Raw genomic sequence first — 23,974 nt, 5'->3', positions numbered from 1 at the left:
TAAATTTCCCCTCCCGGCTCACGTCACTTCGTTGAACTGTCGACGATTACGTGAGCCCGACCCATGTCCAATCTGAATGACCTGACTGCCTTGGCGTTGCCCTCGGGCAGTCAATTGATCGCTGATGCTACCGAGAGCCGGCTGAGCCTGAGCCTGGACGGGCAACCGCTGATTCGGCTGCGCCTGGACCGCGAGGCCAATGGCCCGATCCAGCTCGACGAGCGTTTCGCTCTGCCGCCCGGCCACGCCTTGTGGGCAGCCTGTTATTGGCTGTTCGCCCGTGACCCGGCGTGTCAGCAGTTGATCTGGCAACTCGATCAGCCACCGACCGAAGCCTTGCGCAGTGGTTTGCTGATCAACACCGCAGTCGCCGGCGAATATCGCTGCGAGCGCACGCTGTTCTGGCAACTGCCGCAGCCGTGGCTGGGCACGTCACTGACCGGCAGCTATCCGCAGCAAATGGTCATCAGCCAGGGCAAGCGCCATCCGCTGCGACCGGTGAAGCCGCGCGGTGAAGTCTATCGGCGTTTCGATGCACGTCTCGGCGCGTGGATTTCCTTGCGAACGCTGGAAATCGAGGAAGATCTGTCGCGCTTCAATCGCTGGCAGAACAGCCCGCGCGTGGCGAGTTTCTGGCAGGAGGAGGGCAGCCTTGAGCAGCATCGCGAATACCTCGGCAAGCTCGAGGCCGATCCGCACACGCTGACGCTGATTGGCTGTTTCGATGACCAGCCTTTCGCTTACTTCGAAGCCTACTGGGCCAAGGAAGATCGCATCGCGCCGTTCTACGATGCCGGCGATTACGACCGTGGCATTCACATGCTGGTCGGCGAGGAAAGTCATCGCGGCCCGCACAAAGTGGCGAGCTGGTTATCGGCGCTGGTGCATTACCTGTTTCTCGATGATCCACGCACCCAGCGCGTGGTCGCCGAGCCACGTGCCGACAACGCGAAGATGATCGGGCATATGCACAACCAATGCTTTCACTGCGAGAAGGAATTCGATTTTCCGCACAAGCGCGCGGCGCTGATGATTCTGTGGCGGGAGCGGTTTTTTGATCGGTGCCCATTGGCCTGATATCGCATCAAGCAAAAGATCGCAGCCTTCGGCAGCTCCTACAGAGGAATGCATTCTCATGTAGGAGCTGCCGAAGGCTGCGATCTTTTTTGGTCAGACGACGCGGTCTCAGCGACGACCCGCAATCACCGCATCCCGCCGACTGCCCGAGACCTTGCGGCAGTGCACCAAAGCATCACGAATCATGAAGTTGACCAGGGTGGGCGATACGCCCAGTTCCTTGGCGATGTCTTTCTGCGGCACGCCGTGCAGACGGTACATCTCGAAGGCATAGCGGGTGCGGCTGGGCAGCTCGGTCAGCGCATCGGCGATGTGTTCCAGAGTCGAGAAGTTGATGTGCGAAGTTTCCGGCGAAGCGCCCTGAATCACCACGTTCAAGCCTTCCTCTTCCGGGCCTGAGTATTTCTGTTCGAGCGCCTGCTTGCGGTAGTGATCGATGGCGAGGTTGCGCACGATCTGGAACAGGTAGCTCAGCTGAGCCTTGATCGACGACGTGATCGGCGGGGCCGATTGCAGTCGGAAAAACGCATCCTGAACCACGTCTTCGGCACGAGACCTGCAACCGGTAATACGGGCTGCAATCTTGACCAGAATCAGTCGATTGTCGACGAATGCCTGAAGTAGCGGTGAATCGCACCTGCTTGTGGATACTTGTTCCGTCATGGAAATCACCTTGCTGCCAATAGGTTAGTGGGAGGGCCTCGGGGGACGGCGCCGTCCTACACATCGAGCGACAAATTATGTTGAATGATAATGATTGTCAAATGAGAAAGAGAAGTAGTGCTGTAAGTCGATGTGTTTTGCGAACTGCGACACGCCGCCGCACCCTGGCCCCGCTGGACGTCGTGCCTGCCGACTAATTATTTCCCCACTCCATCCGTTCTCATTGGTGAATGGCCCGGGTGCAGATCCCCGGCCTCAGCGCATTCCGATGCCTTGCGCGGTCGGCACAGACCGCGCCCCGCACGCCTCTCGACAGGTGTGACGCAGCCACCCGATTCCACTTGCAAGCCGAATTCAGGCAGGAAACCTCATGACCGACGCGTTCGAACTCCCCAGCACCCTGGTCCAAGCCCTCAAGCGTCGCGCAGCCCTGACGCCGGACCGACTGGCCTTGCGTTTTCTCGCCGAAAACCCGGAGCAGACCGTGGTGCTCAGCTATCGCGAACTGGATCAACGCGCGCGCACCATCGCCGCTGCGTTGCAGGCCGAGGCTGGATTCGGTGAGCGTGCGGTACTGCTGTTTCCCAGCGGCGCAGATTACGTCGCGGCGTTTTTCGGTTGTTTGTATGCCGGTGTGATTGCGGTACCGGCCTATCCGCCGGAATCCGCCCGTCGTCATCATCAGGAGCGATTGCTGTCGATCATCGCCGACGCCGAGCCCAGGCTGTTGCTGACCAGCGCCGACCTGCGCGATGCCTTGCAACAAATCGACGGCGCGCCGCCGCTGTTGTGCGTAGACACTCTGGACAGCGCACTGGCCGAACAGTGGGTTGAGCCGCCACTGCCGCCCGAGCACATCGCCTTCCTGCAATACACTTCCGGCTCCACCGCGCTGCCCAAGGGCGTGCAAGTCAGCCATGGCAATCTGGTCGCCAATGAACTGCTGATCCGTCACGGTTTCGGCATCGACATCAACCCGGACGACGTCATCGTCAGTTGGTTGCCGCTGTATCACGACATGGGTCTGATCGGCGGTCTGCTGCAACCGATTTTCAGCGGCGTACCGTGCATTCTGATGTCGCCGGCGTACTTCCTCGGCCGGCCGTTGCGCTGGCTGGAAGCGATTGCCGAATACGGCGGCACCATCAGCGGCGGGCCAGATTTCGCCTACCGTTTGTGCAGTGAGCGGGTCAGCGAGTCGGCCCTTGAGCGCCTCAATCTCAGTCGATGGCGCGTGGCCTATTCTGGCTCCGAGCCGATTCGCCTCGACACCCTTGAACGCTTCGCGGAAAAGTTCGCTGCTTGCGGTTTCAGCGAAAACAGCTTCATGGCTTCGTACGGTCTGGCCGAGGCGACCCTGTTTGTCGCCGGCACGCCGCGCGGCACCGGCATCCCGGCACTGCGCGTGGACGATCAGGCGCTGGCGCAAAACCGCGTCGAGCCGGGCGACGGCAGCGCGATCATGAGCTGCGGCATCAGTCAGCCTGAGCACGCGGTGCTGATTGTCGATCCCAACACGCTCGAGGAACTGACCGACAATGCCGTCGGTGAAGTCTGGGCCGCCGGCCCGAGCATCGCCCACGGTTACTGGCGCAACCCCGAAGCCAGCGCCAAGACCTTCGTGCAGCACGCCGGCCGCACCTGGTTGCGCACCGGCGACCTGGGTTTTATCCGTGACGGCGAACTGTTCGTCACCGGGCGCCTGAAAGACATGCTCATCGTCCGTGGCCATAACCTGTATCCGCAGGACATCGAGCAGACTGTCGAGCGCGAAGTCGAAGTGGTGCGCAAGGGGCGTGTGGCGGCGTTTGCGGTCACTCACAACGGCGAAGAGGGCATCGGCGTCGCTGCGGAAATCAGCCGCAGCGTGCAGAAAATCCTTGCGCCAGATGCGCTGATCAAAGCCATTCGCCAAGCCGTGGCCGAGGCCTGTCAGGAGGCGCCAAGCGTGGTGGTGCTGCTCAATCCGGGCGCGTTGCCGAAAACCTCCAGTGGCAAACTGCAGCGCTCGGCGTGCCGCAATCGTCTGGCTGATGGCAGCCTCGACAGTTACGCGCAGTTCCCTTCGATTACAGCGGCAACGGAAACCGCGACCAGCAGCACTTCGGATCTTGAAGCGTTGATCGGGCAAATCTGGGCCGAGCAACTCAACGTCAAGCAGGTCAGTGGCGACGACCATTTCTTCCTGCTCGGCGGCAACTCGATCGCCGCCACGCAAGTGGTTGCGCGGGTTCGCGAAGCACTCGATGTGGAGCTGAGCCTGCGCCTGCTGTTCGAAGCGCCAACCCTGTCCACCTTCGCTGCCGCTGTGGCGCAGCTAAAACAGGACGGCGGCAGCGCTCAAGGTCCGATCAGCACCTTGTCGCGCAGCGAACCGATGCCGCAATCGCTGGCACAAAACCGTCTGTGGATCACTTGGCAACTCGATCCACAGAGCAGCGCCTACAACATTCCCGGTGGTCTGCGCCTGCGTGGCGAACTCGACGAAGACGCCGTGCGCAAAAGTTTCCAGCAACTGATCGAACGCCATGAATCACTGCGCACACGTTTCTTCGAGCGTGACGGCGTGGCATTGCAGCAAGTGCTCGCTGATGCCGAATTCAACCTGCAACTGATCGACATCAGCGACCTGCCAATGTCCGAGCGTGAAGCCCGTGCCGAGCAGATTCGCGAAGACGAGGCGCGCACCCGGTTCGATCTGGAAAAAGGCCCGTTGCTGGCGGTGACACTGGTGCGTCTCGATGACGAAGAACATCAACTGCTGGTGACCCTGCACCACATCATCGCTGACGGCTGGTCGCTGAATATCCTGCTCGACGAATTCTCGCGTCTCTACGCGGCGGCAACCCAAGGGACGCCGGCGACACTGGCAGCGCTGCCCACGCAATACGCCGATTACGGCAACTGGCAGCGGCAATGGCTGGCGCAAGGCGAGGGCGAGCGGCAACTGGCGTACTGGCAAGCGCAACTGGGCGAAGAACATCCGCCACTGGAACTGGCCACCGATCACCCGCGCTCGGCCAGACACAACCACAGCGCCGCGCGCCACAGCGTGCGCTTGAGTACCGAACTCAGCGAGGCGATCCGCCAGACCGCGCAGGCTCACGAAGCCACGCCGTTCATGCTTCTGCTCGCTGCGTTGCAAAGTTTGCTGCACCGCTACAGTGGTCAGCGCGACATTCGCATCGGCGTGCCCAACGCCAACCGTCCGCGCCTGGAAACCCAAAGCCTGATCGGCTTCTTCATCAATACGCAGGTGTTGCGTGCGCAAATCGATTCACGCCTGACATTTGCCGAGTTGCTGAACCAGACCCGCCAAGCCGCACTCGGCGCCCAGGCCCATCAGGATCTGCCGTTCGAACAACTGCTCGAAGCGTTCCCGCAGGCCCGCGAACAGGGACTGTTCCAGGTCATGTTCAACCATCAGCAGCGCGACCTCAGTGCACTCAAGCGCCTGCCCGGTCTGCTCGCCGAAGAACTGCCGTGGCACAGCCGCGAGGCCAAGTTCGATCTGCAATTGCACAGCGAAGAGGATCGCAACGGTCGTTTGAGCCTGTCGTTCGACTACGCCAGCGAACTGTTCGACGCCGCGACCATCGAGCGCCTGGCCGAGCATTTCCACAATCTGCTCAGCGAGGTCTGCGAACGGCCTCAGCAGGCCATTGGCGATCTGCGCTTGCTGACCGCCAGCGAGCAGAATCAGCAGAAGGACTGGAGCGTCGCTCCGTGCACCCCGGCGCAACAATGGCTGCCGGAACTGCTCGAGCAACAATTGCGCAACACCCCGCAACGCACCGCGCTGGTGTGGGACGGCGGTCGTCTGGATTTTGCCGAGCTGCACGCGCAAGCCAACCGGCTCGCCCATTACCTGCGCGACAAAGGTGTTGGTCCGGACGTGTGCGTGGCCATCGCCGCCGAGCGTTCGCCGCAACTGTTGATCGGCCTGCTGGCGATCATCAAGGCTGGCGGCGCCTATGTGCCGCTTGATCCGGATTATCCGGCCGAACGACTTGCATACATGCTCCGCGACAGCGGCGTCGAACTGCTCCTGACCCAGACGCAATTGCTCGAGCGTCTGCCGGCCAGCGATGGCGTCAGCGTGATCGCCATGGATGCGCTGCACCTGGATAAATGGCCGAGCCAGGCACCGGGCCTGCATCTGCAAGGCGACAACCTCGCCTACGTGATTTACACCTCGGGTTCCACCGGGCAACCGAAAGGCGTCGGCAACACCCACGCCGCGCTGGCCGAGCGCCTGCAATGGATGCAGGACACGTACCGCCTCGACGAAACCGACGTGCTGATGCAAAAAGCGCCGATCAGCTTTGACGTCTCGGTGTGGGAATGCTTCTGGCCGCTGATCACCGGCGCGCGGCTGTTGCTTGCCGCGCCCGGTGAGCACCGTGACCCGTATCGCATCGCGCAACGGGTCCAGCAATACGGCGTGACCACGCTGCACTTCGTCCCGCCGCTGCTGGCGCTGTTCATCGATGAGCCGCTGAGTGCCGAATGCACCAGCCTGCGCCGGGTGTTTTCCGGCGGTGAAGCCTTGCCCGCCGAGTTGCGCAACCGTGTGCTGACGCAACTGCCGGCGGTGCAGTTACACAACCGTTACGGGCCGACTGAAACCGCGATCAACGTCACCCATTGGCATTGCAGTGCCGCCGATGGCGAGCGCTCGCCGATTGGCCGGCCGCTGGGCAATGTGATCTGCCGCATTCTCGATGCCGATCTCAATCCTGTGCCGGCAGGCGTGCCGGGCGAGCTGTGCATCAGCGGTATTGGTCTGGCTCGCGGTTACCTGGGTCGTCCGGCGTTGACCGCCGAGCGTTTTGTCGTCGATCCACTGGGCGAGCAGGGCGCCCGTTTGTACCGCACCGGCGACCGTGCGCGCTGGTCCTCGGATGGCGTGATCGAATACCTCGGTCGTCTCGATCAGCAGGTCAAGCTGCGCGGCTTTCGCGTTGAGCCGGAAGAAATCCAGGCACGACTGCTGGCGCAAAATGGCGTCGCCCAGGCCGTAGTCCTGGTGCGGGAAACCGCTGCCGGTGCGCAACTGATCGGCTACTTCACGGCGAGCGATGCGCAGGAAAATGCCGATGAGCAAATTCTTCGGCTGAAAGCTGCTCTCGCTGCCGAGCTGCCGGAATACATGGTGCCCGCACAATTGCTGCGCCTTGATGCGATGCCGCTGAGCCCCAGCGGCAAACTCGACCGCCGCGCCTTGCCCGAGCCGCAATGGCAGGTGCGTGAACATGTCGAGCCGGTCAGCGAACTGGAGCAACAAATCGCCGCGATCTGGCGCGAAGTGCTGGGTCTGAAGCAGATCGGCCTGCGCGATGATTTCTTCGCCCTCGGCGGTCATTCGCTGCTGGCCACGCAAATCATTTCGCGCACACGTCAGGCCTGTGACGTCGAACTGCCGCTGCGCACATTGTTCGAGCACAGCGAACTGGGCGATTACGCCGAACAGATTCGCCTGATCCAGGTCAGCGGCCGCACCAACCCCCAGCTGCCGATCAGCAAAGTCGACCGCAGCCAAGCGGTGCCGTTGTCCTATTCGCAGCAGCGCATGTGGTTCCTCTGGCAGATGGAACCGGACAGCCCGGCGTACAACGTCGGCGGCATGGCGCGCTTGCGCGGCGTGCTGCACGTCGAGCATTTCGAGGCGGCGTTGCAGGCACTGATCCTGCGTCATGAAACCCTGCGCACTACGTTCCCCAGCATTGACGGCGTCGCCCGCCAACAGGTGCATGCCGAGACCGGCGTGCGCATGGGCTGGAAAGATTTCTCCAGCCTGCCGGCAGAAGTCCGGGAGCTACAAGTCCAGCAACTGGCCGATGCAGAAGCGCACCAGCCGTTCGATCTGGAAACCGGTCCGCTGCTGCGCGCCTGTCTGGTCAAGACCGCCGAGCACGAGCATTACTTCGTCCTGACCTTGCACCACATCGTCACCGAAGGCTGGGCGATGGACATCTTTGCCCGTGAACTCAGCGCGCTGTATGAAGCGTTCGTCGATGAGCGTGCCTCGCCGCTTGAGCCGCTGCCGGTGCAATACCTCGACTACAGCGTCTGGCAGCGCAACTGGCTGGAGTCCGGCGAGCGCCAGCGCCAGCTCGATTACTGGACCGCGCAGCTCGGTCGCGAACATCCGCTCCTCGAACTGCCCGGCGACCGTCCGCGTCCACCGGTGCAGAGCCATCAGGGCGAGCTGTTCCGTTTCGATCTGAGCGACGATCTCGCCGCGCGGGTGCGGGCATTCAATGCGCAAAACGGTCTGACGTTGTTCATGACCATGGCCGCCGCGCTCGCCACATTGCTGTACCGCTACAGCGGCCAGACCGACCTGCGCATCGGCGCGCCGGTGGCCAACCGCATTCGCCCGGAAAGCGAAGGGCTGATCGGGGCGTTTCTCAACACCCAAGTGCTGCGTTGCCGGCTCGACGGGCAGATGTCGGTCGGCGAACTGTTCGAGCAGGTGCGCCACACCGTCATCGAAGGCCAGTCCCATCAGGATCTGCCGTTCGATCATCTGGTCGAAGCCTTGCAGCCGCCACGCAGCGCGGCTTACAACCCGCTGTTCCAAGTGATGTGCAACGTGCAGCGCTGGGAATTCCAGCAGAGCCGCACGCTCGCTGGGATGACCGTCGAGTACCTGGCCAACGATGCGCGGGCGACCAAGTTCGATCTCAATCTGGAAGTCACCGACCTCGACCATCGCCTCGGCTGCTGCCTGACTTACAGCACCGATCTGTTCGACGAGCCGACCATCGCGCGCATGGCCAGGCACTGGCGCAACCTGCTTGAAGCGTTGATCGCTGATCCGCAGCAACGCCTCAGTGAACTGCCGCTGCTCGATAAGCCTGAGCAACAGCAGCTGCTCGACAGCCTCGGCATCGAGCCGGGCGAGCATCGTCTCGATCAGTGCATCCATCACCTGTTCGCCGAACAGGCACTGGCGCGCAAAGACGCACCAGCACTGACTTTCGCTGGGCAGACCCTGAGCTACGCCGAACTCGATGCCCGTGCCAATCGTCTGGCCTGGGCGCTGCGGGAACGCGGGGTCGGCCCGCAAGTGCGGGTCGGTCTGGCGCTGGAGCGTTCGCTGGAAATGGTCATCGGCCTGCTGGCGATTCTCAAGGCGGGCGGCGCCTATGTGCCGCTGGATCCGGAATACCCGCTCGACCGCCTGCATTACATGATCGAAGACAGTCGCATCGGCCTGCTGCTCAGCGATCGGGCGATGTTCGAAGCCCTCGGTGAGTTGCCGCCAAGCGTGGCGCGCTGGTGTCTGGAAGATGACAGCGCCGGGTTGGCCGACTACCCGGCCAGCGAGTTGCCGTTTATCAGCCTGCCGCAACATCAGGCTTATCTGATTTACACCTCCGGCTCGACCGGCAAACCGAAAGGCGTGGTGGTCTCCCACGGTGAAATCGCCATGCACTGCCAGGCCGTGATCGAGCGCTTCGGCATGCGCCCGGACGACTGTGAACTGCATTTCTATTCGATCAACTTCGACGCTGCCACCGAACGTCTACTGGTGCCGCTGCTCAGCGGTGCGCAGGTGGTACTGCGGGCGCAAGGGCAGTGGGGCGCGGAAGAAATCTGCGGCTTGATTCGCACGCATCGGATCAACGTCCTCGGTTTCACGCCGAGCTACGGCAGCCAGTTGGCGCAGTTCCTCGCGACCCAAAATGAAGTCCTGCCGGTGCGCATGATCATCACCGGCGGTGAGGCGCTGACCGGCGAGCATCTGCAGCGCATTCGCGCGGCATTCCAACCGGCGCAGTTTTTCAATGCTTACGGCCCGACCGAAACCGTGGTCATGCCGCTGGCCAGTCTGGCGCCGCAGGTGCTGGAAGAGGGCGCGGGCAGTGTGCCGATCGGTAGCGTGATCGGGTCGCGGGTCGCCTACATTCTCGACGCCGATCTGGCCGTGGTGCCGCAAGGCGCGACCGGTGAACTGTTCGTCGGTGGCGCCGGTCTGGCCCAGGCCTATCACGACCGTCCGGGCATCAGCGCCGAGCGTTTCGTCGCTGACCCGTTTGCCGCTGATGGCGGACGCATGTACCGCACCGGCGACTTGGTGCGCCAGCGTGCCGATGGTCTGGTCGAGTATCTGGGGCGGATCGACCATCAAGTGAAAATCCGGGGCTTCCGCATCGAGCTGGGCGAAATCGAAACGCGCCTGCTCGATCACCCTTCGATCCGCGAAGCGGTGGTGCTGGCGCTGGATGCGCCGAGTGGCAAGCAGTTGGTGGGTTACCTCGTTACAGAGGTCGCCGGGCAAGGCGAAGCGCAACAGGCTGAACTTCGCGAAGCGCTCAAGTCGCACCTCAAGGCGCAACTGCCGGACTACATGGTGCCGACCCACCTGATGCTGCTGGCAAGCATGCCGCTGACCGCCAACGGCAAACTCGACCGCCGCGCCTTGCCGGCGCCGGACCCACAGCTCAATCGTCAGGACTATGTCGCGCCAAGCAACGAGCTTGAGCAGACCCTGGCGCAGATCTGGTGCGACGTGCTCAACGTCAGGCAGGTCGGCCTCAACGATAACTTCTTCGAACTCGGCGGCGACTCGATTCTGTCGATTCAGGTGGTCAGTCGCGCGCGTCAGCAGGGCATTCATTTCAGCCCGCGCGACCTGTTCCAGCACCAGACCGTGCAGACCCTCGCCGCCGTTGCCAGTCGCACCGAGCAGGTGACGGCCGAGCAAGGACTGGTGGTCGGCGACTCGCGCCTGACACCGATTCAGCACTGGTTCTTTGATACGGACATTCCCCAGCGTCAGCACTGGAATCAGGCGCTGTTGCTGGAACCGACTGTGCGCCTTGAGCCGCAACGATTGCAGCAAGCCTTGCTGGCAGTGATCGAACAGCACGATGCGCTGCGTCTGCGTTTCACTGAAACCGATGATGCATGGCAAGCGACGCATCAAGCGCTGACGAATGAGGATGTGCTCTGGCAAGTCAGCGTCGATTCGCTGGATCAGTGCGAAGCCCTGTTCGCCGACGCGCAACGCAGTCTGCATCTGCACAACGGCCCGTTACTGCGCGCGGTGCTGGTCGATGTTGCGGATGTTCAGCAACGCCTGTTCATCGCCATCCACCACTTGGTCGTCGACGGCGTTTCCTGGCGCGTGTTGCTGGATGATCTGCAAACCGCCTATCGCCAACTCGACGCTGCGCAGCCGCTGAAACTGCCGGCGAAAACCAGCGCCTTCAAGGACTGGGCCGCGCGTTTGCAGGCTTATGCCGGCAGCGAATCCCTGCGTGAAGAGCTCGGTTGGTGGCAAACGCAACTGGCCGGGCCGAGCGCTGATCTGCCTTGCGAAAACCCGCAGGGCGGTAGGCAGAATCGTCATGCGCAAACCGTCAGCGTGCGCCTCGATGCCGAGCGCACCCGACAATTGCTGCAACAGGCACCGAGCGCTTATCGCACTCAGGTCAACGACCTGCTGCTGACCGCGCTGGCCCGTGTGCTGTGCCGCTGGAGTGGCCAGCCCTCGGCACTGATTCAACTGGAAGGACACGGTCGCGAAACCTTGTTCGACGAGATCGATCTGACCCGCACCGTCGGTTGGTTCACCAGCGCTTATCCGCTGCGCCTGACTCCGCACAATGTCGAAGAGGCCGCCGGGCAGGGCGCTTCGATCAAGGCGATCAAAGAACAATTGCGCGCCGTTCCGCATAAAGGTCTCGGTTATGGCGTGTTGCGTTATCTGGCCGATGACGGCTGCCGCCAGAGCATGGCCGCGCTGCCACAGGCGCCGATCACCTTTAACTACCTCGGCCAGTTCGACCAGAGCTTCGGCAGCGATGTGCTGTTCCGTCCGCTGGATGAGCCAATCGGTGCAGCCCACGATCCGCAGGCGCCGTTGCCCAACGAGCTGAGTGTCGACAGTCAGATTTACGGTGGTGAATTGCTGCTGCGCTGGACTTTCAGTGCCGAGCGTTACGAGGTGCAAACCATTAACGATCTGGCCGCCGCCTACCTCGGTGAGTTGCAAAGCCTGATCGCCCATTGTCTGCAAGAGGGCGCCGGCGGCCTGACGCCATCGGACTTCCCGCTAGCCAGACTGACTCAGGCGCAACTCGATGCGCTGCCGGTGCCGGCCGCGCACATCGAAGATGTCTACCCGCTGACGCCGATGCAGGAAGGCATGCTCCTGCATACCTTGCTCGAGCCGGGCACCGGTCTGTACTACATGCAGGATCGATATCGCATCAACAGCGAGCTCGACCCCGAGCGTTTCGCCCAGGCCTGGCAAGCGGTGATCGCTCGTCATGAAGCATTGCGCGCTTCGTTCTGCTGGAACGTTGGCGAAGACATGCTGCAAGTGATTCACACGCCGGGGCGCACGCCGATCGAGTATCTGGACTGGAGCGCCGTCGCCGAAACCGAGCAGGAACCACAGCTGCAAGCGCTGCTGAAAAGCGAGCGCGAAGCCGGGTTCGATCTGCTCAATCAGGCGCCGTTTCACCTGCGCCTGATCAAGGTCGGCGCGGCGCGTTACTGGTTCATGATGAGCAACCACCACATCCTCATCGATGCCTGGTGCCGTTCGCTGCTGATGAACGACTTTTTCGAGATCTACACCGCCCTCGGTGAAGGTCGTGAAGCGCAGTTGAGCGTGCCGCCGCGATATCGCGACTACATCGGCTGGCTGCAACGCCAGAGCCTGGCCGAGGCGCGGCAGTGGTGGCGGCAGAATCTGCAAGGTTTCGAGCGCACCACGCCGATCCCGAGCGACCGGCCGTTTTTGCGCGAGCACGCTGGCGAAAGCGGCGGCATGATCGTCGGCGACCGCTACACCCGCCTCAATGTCGAGGACGGAATGCGGCTGCGGGAACTTGCGCAGGCTCATCAACTGACCGTCAACACCTTCGCCCAGGCTGCATGGGCTCTGGTTTTGCGGCGTCTGAGCGGCGATCGCGACGTGCTCTTCGGCGTGACTGTGGCCGGGCGGCCGGTGGAGATGCCGGAAATGCAACGCACCGTCGGCCTGTTCATCAACAGCGTTGCCCTGCGGGTGAAGATGCCTGCGGACGATCAGCGCAGCAGCGTGCGCCAGTGGCTCAGCGCTTTGCTCGACAGCAACATGCAACTGCGCGAGTACGAATACCTGCCGCTGGTGAATATCCAGGAGCAGAGCGAATTGCCCAAAGGCCAGCCGCTGTTCGACAGCCTCTTCGTCTTCGAAAACGCCCCGGTGGAAGTCTCGGTGCTTGATCGTGCACAGAGCCTGAATGCGACCTCGGATTCAGGCCGCACCCACACCAACTTCCCGTTGACGGCGGTGTGTTACCCGGGCGATGACCTTGGCTTGCATTTGTCGTATGACCAGCGTTACTTCGACGAATCGACGGTCGAGCGCATGCTCAATGAGTTCAAGCGCCTGCTGCTGGCGCTGGTCGACGGTTTCCATGGCGACATGGCCGATTTGCCGCTGCTGGGCGACGAAGAACGCGACTTCCTGTTGCACGGTTGCAACCAGAGCGGCCACGACTATCCGCTGGAGCAAAGCTACGTGGCGTTGTTCGAAGCGCAGGTCGCGGCGCATCCGCAGCGCATCGCCGCCAGTTGCCTCGATCAGCATTTGAGCTATGCCGAACTGAATCACAACGCCAACCGCCTCGGCCATGCCCTGGTCGCTGCCGGTGTGCGCATGGATCAACCGGTGGCGCTGCTCGCCGAGCGTAATCTCGACCTGCTCGGCATGATCATCGGCAGCTTCAAGGCCGGCGCTGGTTATCTGCCGCTGGATCCGGGCCTGCCGAGCCAGCGTCTGAGTCGCATCATTGAGCTGAGCCGCACGCCGTTGCTGGTGTGCAGCGCCGCTTGCCGTGAACAGGCGCAGACCTTGCTCGAGGAGTTTGGCTGTTCGAATCGTCCACGCCTGCTGGTGTGGGAAGAGGTGCAGGCGTCGGCGGCAGCGACGCACAATCCGGGCATCCACAGTGGCCCGGATAATCTCGCCTATGTGATCTACACCTCGGGTTCGACCGGGCTGCCTAAAGGCGTGATGGTCGAGCAGCGCGGCATGCTCAACAACCAGTTGAGCAAACGTCCGTACCTCGACTTGATCGAGGCCGATGTGATTGCGCAGACCGCCTCGCAAAGCTTCGACATTTCCGTCTGGCAGTTCCTCGCCGCACCATTGTTCGGCGCGCGGGTCGACATCGTGCCGAACGCGATTGCCCACGATCCGCAAGGTCTGCTGGCGCATGTGCAGGCGCAGGGCATCACCGTGCTCGAAAGTGTGCCGTCGCTGATTCAGGGCATGCTCGGCTCCGAGCGTCTGAGCCTCGACGGCTTGCGGTGGATGCTGCCGACCGGTGAAGCGATGCCGCCGGAACTGGCCCATCAATGGCTGCTGCGTTACCCGGATATTGGTCTGGTCAATGCTTACGGCCCGGCGGAATGCTCGGATGACGTGGCGTTCTTCCGTGTCGACATGGCCTCGACGCGCGGCAGTTACTTGCCGATCGGCACGCCGACCGACAATAACTTGCTGTATCTGCTCGATGGCGCGCTGGATCTGGTGCCTTTGGGCGCGGTGGGTGAGTTATGTGTTGCCGGCACCGGCGTCGGTCGCGGTTACGTCAGCGATCCGCTGCGCACCGCGCCGGTGTTTGTGCCGAATCCGTTCGGCGCGCCGGGCGAGCGCTTGTACCGCACCGGTGACCTGGCGCGGCGCCGCGCGGACGGCGTGCTGGAATATGTCGGCCGCGTCGATCATCAGGTGAAGATTCGCGGCTACCGCATCGAACTCGGTGAAATCGAAGCGCGCCTGCATGAACAACCGGAAGTGCGTGACGCTGCGGTTGGTGTGCAGGAGGGCGTCAACGGCAAGCATCTGGTCGGTTATCTGGTCGCGGCCGACGCAGCGCTCAACCCGGGCGAACGCCTGGAGCGGATCAAGCAGCGCCTGCGTGCCGAACTCCCCGAATACATGGTGCCGCTGCACTGGCTATGGCTGGAGCAGATGCCGCTCAATGCCAACGGCAAACTCGACCGCAAAGCCTTGCCGGCCTTGGAGATCGGTCAGTTGCAGAGCGAGGATTATCTGGCCCCGCGCAACGAGCTGGAGCAGACCCTGGCTGATATCTGGGCTGAGGTGCTGAAAGTGGAAAAGGTCGGCGTGCGCGACAACTTCTTCGAACTGGGCGGGCATTCGTTGCTGGCTACGCAGATCGCTTCGCGGGTACAAAAAGCCCTGCAACGCAACGTGCCGCTGCGCGCGATGTTCGAGTGCAGCACGGTGGAGGAACTGGCCGAATACATCGATGGGCTGGCGGCCAGCGACATTACAGAGGAGAAGGTTGACCGGTTGAATGATCTGATGGCGGAGTTGGAGGGGTTGTAGTTCTCCGGCGCCTGGGCCGGCCCCTCGCTGGCAAGCCAGCTCCCACAGTTTTTGCGGTGAGCACAAATCTTGTGAACGACGTTGAACCCTGTGGGAGCTGGCTTGCCAGCGATGGCGCCGGTGAATTCAACACAAATCACCAGTACATGACTGTACATTTCCATCCTTGACGATCATTAACCGGCAGCTCAGTCTGCCGGTTCTGTTTTTTCTCGCGGAGGTGGTCGATGCCCTTTTTCACGGTTGACGGACAAGCACTGCACTACATTGATCAAGGCACCGGCCCGGCCGTGTTGCTGGCTGGCAGTTATCTCTGGGATCAAGCGATGTGGGCGCCGCAGATCGCCGCGCTGACCCCGCATTATCGCGTCATTGCCCTGGATTTGTGGGGGCATGGCGAGTCCGGCAAGTTACCCGAAGGCACCACATCGCTGGACGACATTGCCCGACAGTCGCAGGCCTTGCTCGATCATCTGGACATCGACCGCGTCACCCTCGTCGGGCTGTCGGTCGGCGGCATGTGGGGCACGCGCCTGGCACTGTCCGCACCGCAACGTCTCAACGGTCTGGTGCTGATGGACACCTACGTCGGTGTCGAGCCGGAACCGACCCGGCAGTATTACTTCTCGTTGTTCAAGCAGATCGAAGACAGCGGCACCATCTCCGAACAATTGCTCGACATCGTTGTGCCAATCTTCTTCCGCCCGGGCATCGACCCGCAGTCGGCGCTGTATCAGGACTTTCGCGCGAAATTGAAGGGCTATTCGCCCGAGCGTCTGCGCGAAAGCATCGTGCCGATGGGGCGCATCACGTTTGGCCGCAACGACCTGTTGCCACGCTTGGGCGAGCTGAACCCGGCGACGACGCTGGTGCTGTGCGGTGATCAGGACAAACCACGGCCACCCTCGGAAGCCCGGGAAATGGCTGAGTTGATTGATTGCCCGTGTGTGCTGGTGCCGGAGGCGGGGCATATCTCCAATCTGGAGAATCCCGGGTTTGTCACTGAGGCGCTGCTGGCGTTTCTCCGCGAGCGCAACTGACACACCGAGTGAGCTTCATTCGCGAGCAGGCTCGCTCCCACAGTTAATCGCATTCCATTGTGGGAGCGAGCCTGCTCGCGAAGGGGCCTCTCAGGTCACCATGCAATCACGAGTGTGAAACTCATCTATAAAAGCATTTGATAAGGGAATGACGTGCAACAGTTCTGGTGGCGTGACCTCAGGGATCTTGAGGACAAGTGGGTTGGGTTGAGTATTGAGGTCAACCGACCGAAATCAAGCAAACCGCCGCTTCATCTGCAAAGTGGTAACAACGGGCGGATGAAGTTGATGCTCAATGAAAGCCCACTCTTCTGGGCGACCATTGCCACCTCATATTACGGTGCTTGGCTGGTTCGCAATCCGCGGCCCGTTCAACTGGAATCGCCATCCGTGCCCCCCATCGTTTCGGCTGACGTTCAGGAGCACTTTGAATTACCCGTCCAAGAGCGCTTCCCGCGCTGGTGTCGCTATTTCTTAAACCAGTTGATGAACAATCAGGCGGACTTTCTCTATCCCGGCCACTGGGTGGCGCGCCCTTTATTGCCAGCAGTTAGCCGATACAAACCCGTTGCCGGTCCGGATGGCTGGTATTTTTCCACCCCGGCCGAGGCGTCCAGCCATCTGCCCAACTGGTACGCGCGCGGCGAGGGCATTCTCGACAACGTGCAACCGCACACCGTGCATTGGCTTGATTGGGATTTGGGACACTTGATCGGTCTGCACACGGTGGACCCTTTTGCAGGTCGCCTCAAATGGTGGCGCAAAAAAGCCAGGGAGGGCAGCTTGCCGCCGATCCTGCTCTGGTATGTGGGCGGACTGTGTTCTTACGTGATCATCGATGGACATTACAGACTGCAGGCCGCGCTCGATGAAGGTGTCAAACCTGATTTCATTGTCCTGAGCTCGACCAAAGCCCAGCAAGTCAAACCATGCGAAGCAACGCAACAGCGCGTGTTCGGTTCGTTGATGTTGCAGAACGCGAGACATCCCAAGTTCAACGTTCACACATTCAATCAGGCGCTGATCAATACGTTTGACGACCGTCCCTGGCATTGGGCAGGGACGCACGCTTGGGCCGGTATTCCTTCAGACCAAGCGTGGTGCGCTGAGGTGACAAGCTTTCTCACGGAACAGGGAAACACCGAGCACTTGCAGGACATTATCGAGCGGTGTGAGTACTGATAGACCCGCACCGGTCAGTGGTTGTGAAGACTATTTCGGCCCGAGAATCTTCACCAGCTTGTCCGGCGATGGCGCGCCTTGCTGTTGTTGCAACTCGCCTTTGTCGTCCATATAGAAAATCGCCGGGGTGGCTTGCAGTTCGAGGTCTTCCATCAACTGCATGTTCGCCGCGAGTTTGCTCTGCACGGCGACCGGAATGTCTTTCAACGCCTTGAGGGCGCTGCCCTTACCGGCGCTCTCATGATCTTGCAGGGCTTTGGCCGGGTCTTTCGCCGCCAGCAGCGCGGCTGATTTGCCCGGGCTGTCTTCGCGAATGATGCCGACCATGATGTGGCGCAGCTGCACTTTGCCGGCCTTGACCCATGGTCGCGCCTGTTCCCAGAACATGTTGCAGTACGGGCAGTTCGGATCGCTGAACAGGTACACCGTGCGCGGTGCATCCTTGTTGCCGTCCTGAATCCAGTTGCTCGCCTCGAACTTGGCCCAGACTTCCTTGGACATCGGTGCGTAGACCAGTTTCTGCAGCGGCTCGCTACTCAGGTCCTTGCCGTCGGCGTCGTATAGATTGCCCACCACGACGTGTTTGCCGTCCGGGGTCAGGTACAGCGCCATGCCGCGATTCTGGTATTGCGCGGCGTACCCGCGCAGGCCATCAGGGGCGTCGAACTGGCCGACGATTTTCGCGCCCTTGGCTTCGATTTTTTTGATCGCTGCGGGTAGTTCTTCAGCGGCCTGCACCGACGGCAAGTGCAGTAGGGCAGTGCCCAGGGTCAGCGTCAGCAGGTGGCGGAGGCGGGGCATGGCAGTTTCCTTGCAGAGTTGGCCGGGGCAACGGCCTGATTCGGGCTTGAAGGTGAAGTGTCGAAGGTTTCCAGGGCGCGGGCGAGGCTGGCGTTCGACAGTTCGCCGAGGTGACTGGTCAGCAAGCGACCGTCCGGGCTATAGAACAGCGTAGTCGGTAACGCCATGGAACCCACGGCCTGACCGAGACGGCCGCCGCGGTCGAACAGCACGTTGTTCAGGCTCAGGCCCTGGGTTTCCAGGAACGTCGCCACGCTTTGCATGCTTTCGGCCTGATTGACGAACAAGAACGTCAGATCAGGGCGCTGTTGCTGGGCATTCTCCAGTACTGGCATTTCTCGCCGGCACGGCGGGCACCAGGTCGCCCACAGGTTGATCACCAGCGGGCCGCCCTGATAGTCGCTGAGCTTGATCTTTTCCCCGGCGGCGTTGCGCAGGGCAATATCCGGCAGCCGGGAGCCCTGTTCGTAGATATTCAGCGACAGGGTGGCAAGCAGCCAGAACGCCACGCCACTGACCACGCCGAAGCCCAGCGGACGGCGCAAAGCAGGCCGGCGCCAGCCGCGATACAACGCCGCCAGCAGCAGCACGAGCACTCCGGGCCAAGCGAGGAAACCGCCGTCGCGCAGATCGATGATCTGCCACGGGTCATTGCGATAGTGCGACCAGTACAGCGCGACAAACGCAATGCGCGCCGCAAGCATGCCCAGCAAGAACAGGCTGAACAGCGCCGACTCGGGGTTCTCGCCGCCGCGCTTGGCCACTCGCCAGCCGACAAATGTCGCCAGCGCCAGAGCACTGATCAGCAGCAGGTGGTTGAGCGCGATGGCGAAGGTGCCGAGGGTGAACGTCAGCATCAGTTGGCATCTCGGGTGGCGGACCAGCGTTGCAGGAAGGTCTCGGCATCGACCTCGCCGGTGATGCGCTGGCTGCGGCGTTCTTCACCGTCGGCGCCGATCCAGATGAACGTCGGCGGCCCCGGCACTTTGTAGCGACTGAGCAGCTCGCGGCTGGCGGCGTTATCGGCGGTCACATCCAGGCGCAGCAGGCGCACATCGCTCAGGGCCTGCATGACCTTGGCTTCACCGAACACCTTCTTCTCCATGACCTTGCACGACACGCACCAGTCGGCGTAGTAATCGAGCAGTACCCACTGGCCTTGAGCCTTGGCCGCATCGAGTTCGCGTTGCAGGACGGCCGGTTCCTTGATTGTGCTGAAGGCATCGTGGCCCGTCGGCGCTGCGCTGGCGACAGGGCCGGCGCTGTAGACCTGCAATGGCTGATACGGATCATCGCTGCCACCCGCCGCACCGATCACCAACAAGCTGCCCCACAAACCGAGCAACAGGGACAGCGCGCCAAACATCTGTGCGACGCGGCCAAAACCTTCGGATTGTTTCCAAGCGCTGTAAGCGGCGATCAACAGCAGAGCGCCACCCAGGCCCAGCCACAACGACGGATCCAGCACCGGGCGCAGCATCAACAATGCAGTGGCAAGAAAGAGGAAGCCGAATATGCCCTTGAGCAGATTCATCCACGCGCCGGGCTTGGGCAGGAATCGGTTGCCCACGGTGACCAGCAGCAACAGCGGCACACCAATGCCGATGCCCAGTGCAAACAGAATCAGACCGCCGTGCAACGCGTTACCGCTCTGCGCGATGTACAGCAGCGCGCCGGCCAGTGGCGCGGTCATGCACGGCCCGACCAACAGACCGGACAATGCGCCCAGCACGCCGGCGCCGATCAGGCTGCCGCCGCTGCGGCTGCGCGACGCATGTTCCAGGCGATCACGCAGGGCCACCGGCAGTTGCAGCTCGAAGAAGCCGAACATCGGCAATGCCAGCACCACGAAAATGGCGGCAAATGCTCCGAGTAACCAAGGATTCTGCAACCACGCCTGCAGGTTCGCACCGAGCAGCGCAGCAATCACGCCCATCGCCGCATACACCAGTGCCATGCAGATCACGTAGCTGCTGGCCAAGGCAAACCCGCGCCGTGGTGTGGCGCCACTGCCGACGATCATCCCGGCGAGAATCGGCAGCATCGGCAGCGAACACGGGGTAAACGCCAACAGCAGGCCGAGTCCGAAGAACACCAGCAGACTCCAGCCCAGCGCTCGTTGTTGCAGACTGCTGGCCAAAGCCTGATCCGGGGCTTCAGCGCCCGTTACTGCTGCGGCTTTGCCACCCAGATCGATCACCCTGGTTTGCGGTGGATAACACAGACCGGCATCGGCGCAGCCCTGATAACTGACTTTGATCTGACCGCTGGCCGCCGCCGGGATTTTCACTTCAAGCCCTTGGCGATAGACCGGCTGCTCGCCGAAGAACTCATCGCTGTGGGATTCGCCTTCAGGCAACACCGGCTGCTGATCGGCGGCCAGTCCGTCGAATTTCAGGCGTTTCTGATACAGGTAGTAGCCGTCAGTGATCTGCCAGAACAGCTGGGTTTCGCCTGAATCCAGACGCTCGGAAGTCAACACGAACGCCTGGTCGACCGGCAAGAAGTCCGGTTTCGTATCGAAAGGATTGTTTCCGGCCTGAGCCAGACCGGAAACCAGTAGAGCAAACAGAAGAAAAAAATGACGCATGGAGGAGCCTTGTCCCTGTGCAAGTGGGGTGCAGGATGGGCGGCGGCGATTAACCGATAATTAACCCTATCCTACTAGGCTCGCCGGGATTGACCAATCAACCACGCAGCAGGCCGGGCCAATTGCCGTCATCAATGGTTCTGGGGCCGGCAACGAGTCGATCGGACTGAATGTTGTAAGTGAGGTACTGATTATTGGTCAGGAAGATATACCAGTAACTGTCTGCAAATGTCCGGTCATTCTGCGCCGCTGTGATTATCCGGTCCTTGTAAGGTTTCAGCGCGCCCAGCTGATATTCGCCGAAACGGTTGTACTTGACGGTCTTGGCCTTGTAGTCGAAAGACAAGTAGTGGCCGTCATCGAGGATGAATCGAAACAGGAAAGGGTAGCCGGTCAGTTGAAACCAGGTGCCAGCGATGATCTTGTCAAAATATGGAAGAATCGGCTTCCACACCGAGTCGGCTACCTTGTAGAAGCCGGCAACTTTATCGCTGTCCTGATCGTATTTGCAGACCATCGGAGTTGTTCCGTCATAAAAGAAAAGCCAGGCAATATCCTCGTCACTTTCGGCGTTCCAGCCGAAGGAAGTGGTAGTCAAGCCAAAGCGCAGATCTTTGGTATACGGGGCGAAGTTGTCCCAGTTGCCTGCCGTGGCGGCTGGATAATTGGACGGGACACTATTATCGCCAATATCAAATCGCGTATAGGTATCGGTGTCCTTGAAGAAAAAATAAATTCGATCAGGGCCGGAGCGCCAGTCTATGGCAACAAAGTTATTCAAGTTGGTCATGTTTAAAAGTCCATTTAAGTTTGGGGTTGAAGTTGCCAGTTGAAACTAGATGAAGTTGCGTTGGCGATAAAGGCTGGAATTGTTTCTGAATGGATAGCGGGGTAATAAAGTTTGCTAGGCGTGCTCGCGTCGGTTGCTGGGCTGCGACAATCTGACTGCATTCTTGTGCAGCTTTGCGAAGTCGACGTGTGCCGCCATAATTGCCCCTTAATCCTTGCATGCTTTACTCGCCTTTTTTATTTCCGGAGCCCCTATGCACGTACTGGTTTGCGAAGACGATGAGCTGATCGCCAGCGGCATCGTCGCCGGACTCAAGGCTCAGGGTCTGACCGTCGAGCACGTCAACACCGCGTCCAAGGCGCGGGCGATGCTCAAGGTCGCCGAATTCGATGTGATGGTGCTCGATCTCGGCCTGCCGGACGAAGATGGCCTCAAGTTGCTGCAACAGTTGCGGCAGAGCGGCCTGGAAATCCCGGTTCTCATCCTCACTGCCCGTGACTCGGTGACCGATCGTGTCGATGGTCTGCAGGCCGGCGCCGACGACTATCTGCTCAAGCCTTTCGACCTGCGCGAACTGTTCGCTCGCCTCCAAACCCTGCTGCGCCGCGTGGCCGGGCGCAGTGTCAATCTGATTGAGCACGGCGCGCTGACCTACGACCCGAGCAGCCGCGAAACCCGTCTGGCCGGGCAACCGGTGGACCTCTCGCGCCGTGAGCAGTCGCTGTTGCAGGCGCTGCTGCACAATCGCGGCCGGGTGCTGTCCACCGAGCAACTGAAGGACAGCGTCTACGGCTTCAACGACGAACTGGAAAGCAACGCGCTGAACGTGCATATCCATCATCTGCGCAGCAAGCTTGGCAAAGGCATCGTCGAAACCGTGCGTGGTCTGGGCTATCGCCTCGGCCCCGCCGATGGCGGAGAGCAAGGCAAGTGATGAGTCTGCGCCTGCGCCTGAGCCTGACGCTCGGCGCCGCCTTCGCGTTGATCTGGGCGCTGGCGGCGGCGTGGATGCTCAGCGACCTGCGCAATCAGATGATGTTTTCCCTCGACCAGCGTCTGGTGGCCTCGGCGCGCATGGTCGCCGGCTTGCTCGAGCAATTGCCGACGCTGCCGAGCAAGGGCGAGGGCACCCATTTCAGCGCAGAACAGCTGAATATTCCCGGTGGCATGGCTTGTCAGGTCAGCTCATTGCGCGGCGAGATTCTCGCGCGAAGCCATAACAACCCCGAGCAAGCGCTGGAAGCCGAGAAAATGGGCTTCCACGATCAGATGATCGACGGCGCCCCGTGGCGCAGTTTCACCCTGGCCCGCGGCGATGTGCGCATCACTACGGCGGATCGGCAGATCGAGCGCGAAGCCTTGAACATGTCGATTCTGCTCGCTGCTTCGGTGCCGGTCGGTGTGGCCTTGCTGGGTTGCCTGTGCCTGCTGTGGCTGGGCATCGGTCAGGGCCTGGCGCCGCTCAATCGTCTGCGCGAGGCGCTGATGCGGCGCAATGCCGACTCTCTTGAACCATTGCAGTTGCAGGCGTTTCCCAGCGAATTGAAGCCGTTGCTGGAAACTCAGAATCAGTTGTTTCAACGCATCGGCAAGACCATCGAACGTGAACGTCGTCTGACCGGCGACGCCGCGCATGAACTGCGCAGTCCGCTGACGGCGATCAAGACCCACCTGCAAGTGGCGCGCATGACCGACGGCAGCGCCCGCGATCAGTCGCTCGCGCGCGCCGAGGAGGGCGCCGATCGCTTGCATCGCACCCTTGAGCAATTGCTGTTACTGGCGCGGGTCGAAGGCAGTCTGTCGTTTGATGACGGCTCGCAATGCAGCGCCGAGCAAGTGGCCAGACTGGCGATCCAGGACGCCACCGGCGGCGAGCGGCTGCGGATCAAACTGCACGTGCCGGACGACCTGTCCGCCGCGCCGCTGCAAATGCCTGCGGTGCTGGCGATTGCTGCACTGCGCAACCTGCTCGACAACGCCTTGCGCCATACGCCTGAAGATTGCGCGGTCGAGGTCCATCTGGAAAACATCGGCAATCGCGTGCGTTTTGTCGTGCGTGACCATGGTCCGGGCATTGCGCCGGATGATTTGCAGCATCTGACCCAGCGCTTCTGGCGCAACGGGCAGAGCACCGGTTGCGGCTTGGGGCTGGCGATTGTCCAGGCGATTGTTCAGCGCTGTGATTGTGCGCTGCATTTCGACAGCCGCCCGGATGGCTTGCGGGTCGAACTGACCATGCCGTTGCAAGCCCTCTGATCTCACCTCAGATCCCCTGTGGGAGCGAGCCTGCTCGCGAATGCGGTAAGTCATTCAACATCGACGTTGACTGGCCTGACGCTTTCGCGAGCAGGCTCGCTCCCACAAATGATCACGTTCTTCCACATCAAATGTAACTTCTCGGCGTTCGCTATCCGTCAGGGTTGGGGCTAAGGTCAACCCAGCTTTGACTCAAAGGATTGAGG

Annotated in this window: 11 protein-coding genes; 6 read left to right on the top strand and 5 right to left on the bottom strand. The window is 61.5% G+C overall.

All coding sequences use genetic code 11. From position 1 onward, the window contains the following. Positions 1-63 precede the first annotated feature (63 nt). Positions 64-1,077, top strand: a complete 1,014-nt coding sequence (locus AB4O45_RS04640) for a GNAT family N-acetyltransferase (protein ID WP_460161128.1) — start codon at positions 64-66, stop codon at positions 1,075-1,077. Positions 1,078-1,185: 108 nt separating this feature from the next. Here the strand turns inward: AB4O45_RS04640 and AB4O45_RS04635 are convergent, their stop codons facing one another. Beyond that, positions 1,186-1,740, bottom strand: a complete 555-nt coding sequence (locus AB4O45_RS04635) for an RNA polymerase factor sigma-70 (protein WP_008088195.1) — start codon at positions 1,738-1,740, stop codon at positions 1,186-1,188. A 370-nt stretch (positions 1,741-2,110) separates the two neighbouring features. Between AB4O45_RS04635 and AB4O45_RS04630 the strand changes: the two genes are divergently transcribed. The 3 genes from AB4O45_RS04630 (at position 2,111) to AB4O45_RS04620 (ending at position 17,331) form a co-directional block, all read left to right on the top strand. Continuing rightward, positions 2,111-15,109, top strand: a complete 12,999-nt coding sequence (locus tag AB4O45_RS04630) for a non-ribosomal peptide synthetase (RefSeq protein WP_460161127.1) — start codon at positions 2,111-2,113, stop codon at positions 15,107-15,109. 227 nt (positions 15,110-15,336) lie between these two features. Continuing rightward, entirely contained in the window at positions 15,337-16,149 is an 813-nt protein-coding gene (locus AB4O45_RS04625) for an alpha/beta fold hydrolase (RefSeq protein ID WP_056788552.1), read from the top strand. Between the two features lie 153 nt (positions 16,150-16,302). After that, a complete protein-coding gene (locus AB4O45_RS04620) occupies positions 16,303-17,331 on the top strand; it encodes a ParB/Srx family N-terminal domain-containing protein (protein WP_460161126.1) in 1,029 nt (342 codons plus the stop codon). 30 nt (positions 17,332-17,361) lie between these two features. On the opposite strand, the gene dsbG is transcribed toward AB4O45_RS04620, so the two are convergent. The 4 genes from dsbG to AB4O45_RS04600 all read right to left on the bottom strand — a co-directional run bounded on the left by dsbG (position 17,362) and on the right by AB4O45_RS04600 (position 21,512). Continuing rightward, complete coding sequence (gene dsbG, locus AB4O45_RS04615; RefSeq protein ID WP_110601469.1) at positions 17,362-18,132, bottom strand: thiol:disulfide interchange protein DsbG; 771 nt, start codon at positions 18,130-18,132, stop codon at positions 17,362-17,364. Beyond that, positions 18,108-18,989: a prolipoprotein diacylglyceryl transferase family protein gene (locus AB4O45_RS04610; RefSeq protein WP_375122468.1), complete on the bottom strand. Its 882-nt coding sequence runs from the start codon at positions 18,987-18,989 to the stop codon at positions 18,108-18,110. Before AB4O45_RS04610 ends, dsbG begins: the two co-directional genes overlap by 25 nt. Further along, positions 18,989-20,722: a protein-disulfide reductase DsbD gene (dsbD, locus tag AB4O45_RS04605; RefSeq protein WP_460161125.1), complete on the bottom strand. Its 1,734-nt coding sequence runs from the start codon at positions 20,720-20,722 to the stop codon at positions 18,989-18,991. The genes AB4O45_RS04610 and dsbD overlap by 1 nt, the downstream gene beginning before the upstream one ends. A gap of 97 nt (positions 20,723-20,819) precedes the next feature. Next, on the bottom strand, positions 20,820-21,512 hold the full coding sequence (locus AB4O45_RS04600; protein WP_056788565.1) for a hypothetical protein: 693 nt from the start codon (positions 21,510-21,512) through the stop codon (positions 20,820-20,822). 253 nt (positions 21,513-21,765) lie between these two features. On the opposite strand from AB4O45_RS04600, the gene AB4O45_RS04595 reads away from it, so the two are divergent. Together AB4O45_RS04595 and AB4O45_RS04590 are read left to right on the top strand one after the other, a co-directional pair. After that, positions 21,766-22,446: a response regulator gene (locus AB4O45_RS04595; RefSeq protein WP_016770812.1), complete on the top strand. Its 681-nt coding sequence runs from the start codon at positions 21,766-21,768 to the stop codon at positions 22,444-22,446. Then, the gene (locus tag AB4O45_RS04590) at positions 22,446-23,768 is read left to right on the top strand and encodes an ATP-binding protein (RefSeq protein ID WP_123443499.1); all 1,323 of its coding nucleotides are present in this window, start codon (positions 22,446-22,448) and stop codon (positions 23,766-23,768) included. The genes AB4O45_RS04595 and AB4O45_RS04590 overlap by 1 nt, the downstream gene beginning before the upstream one ends. Positions 23,769-23,974 lie beyond the last annotated feature (206 nt).

It is taken from the genome of Pseudomonas sp. S2_B10, assembly GCF_054668425.1.
Note: the sequence above shows the minus strand (reverse complement) of the source record. Positions and strands in the feature narration are given on the sequence as shown.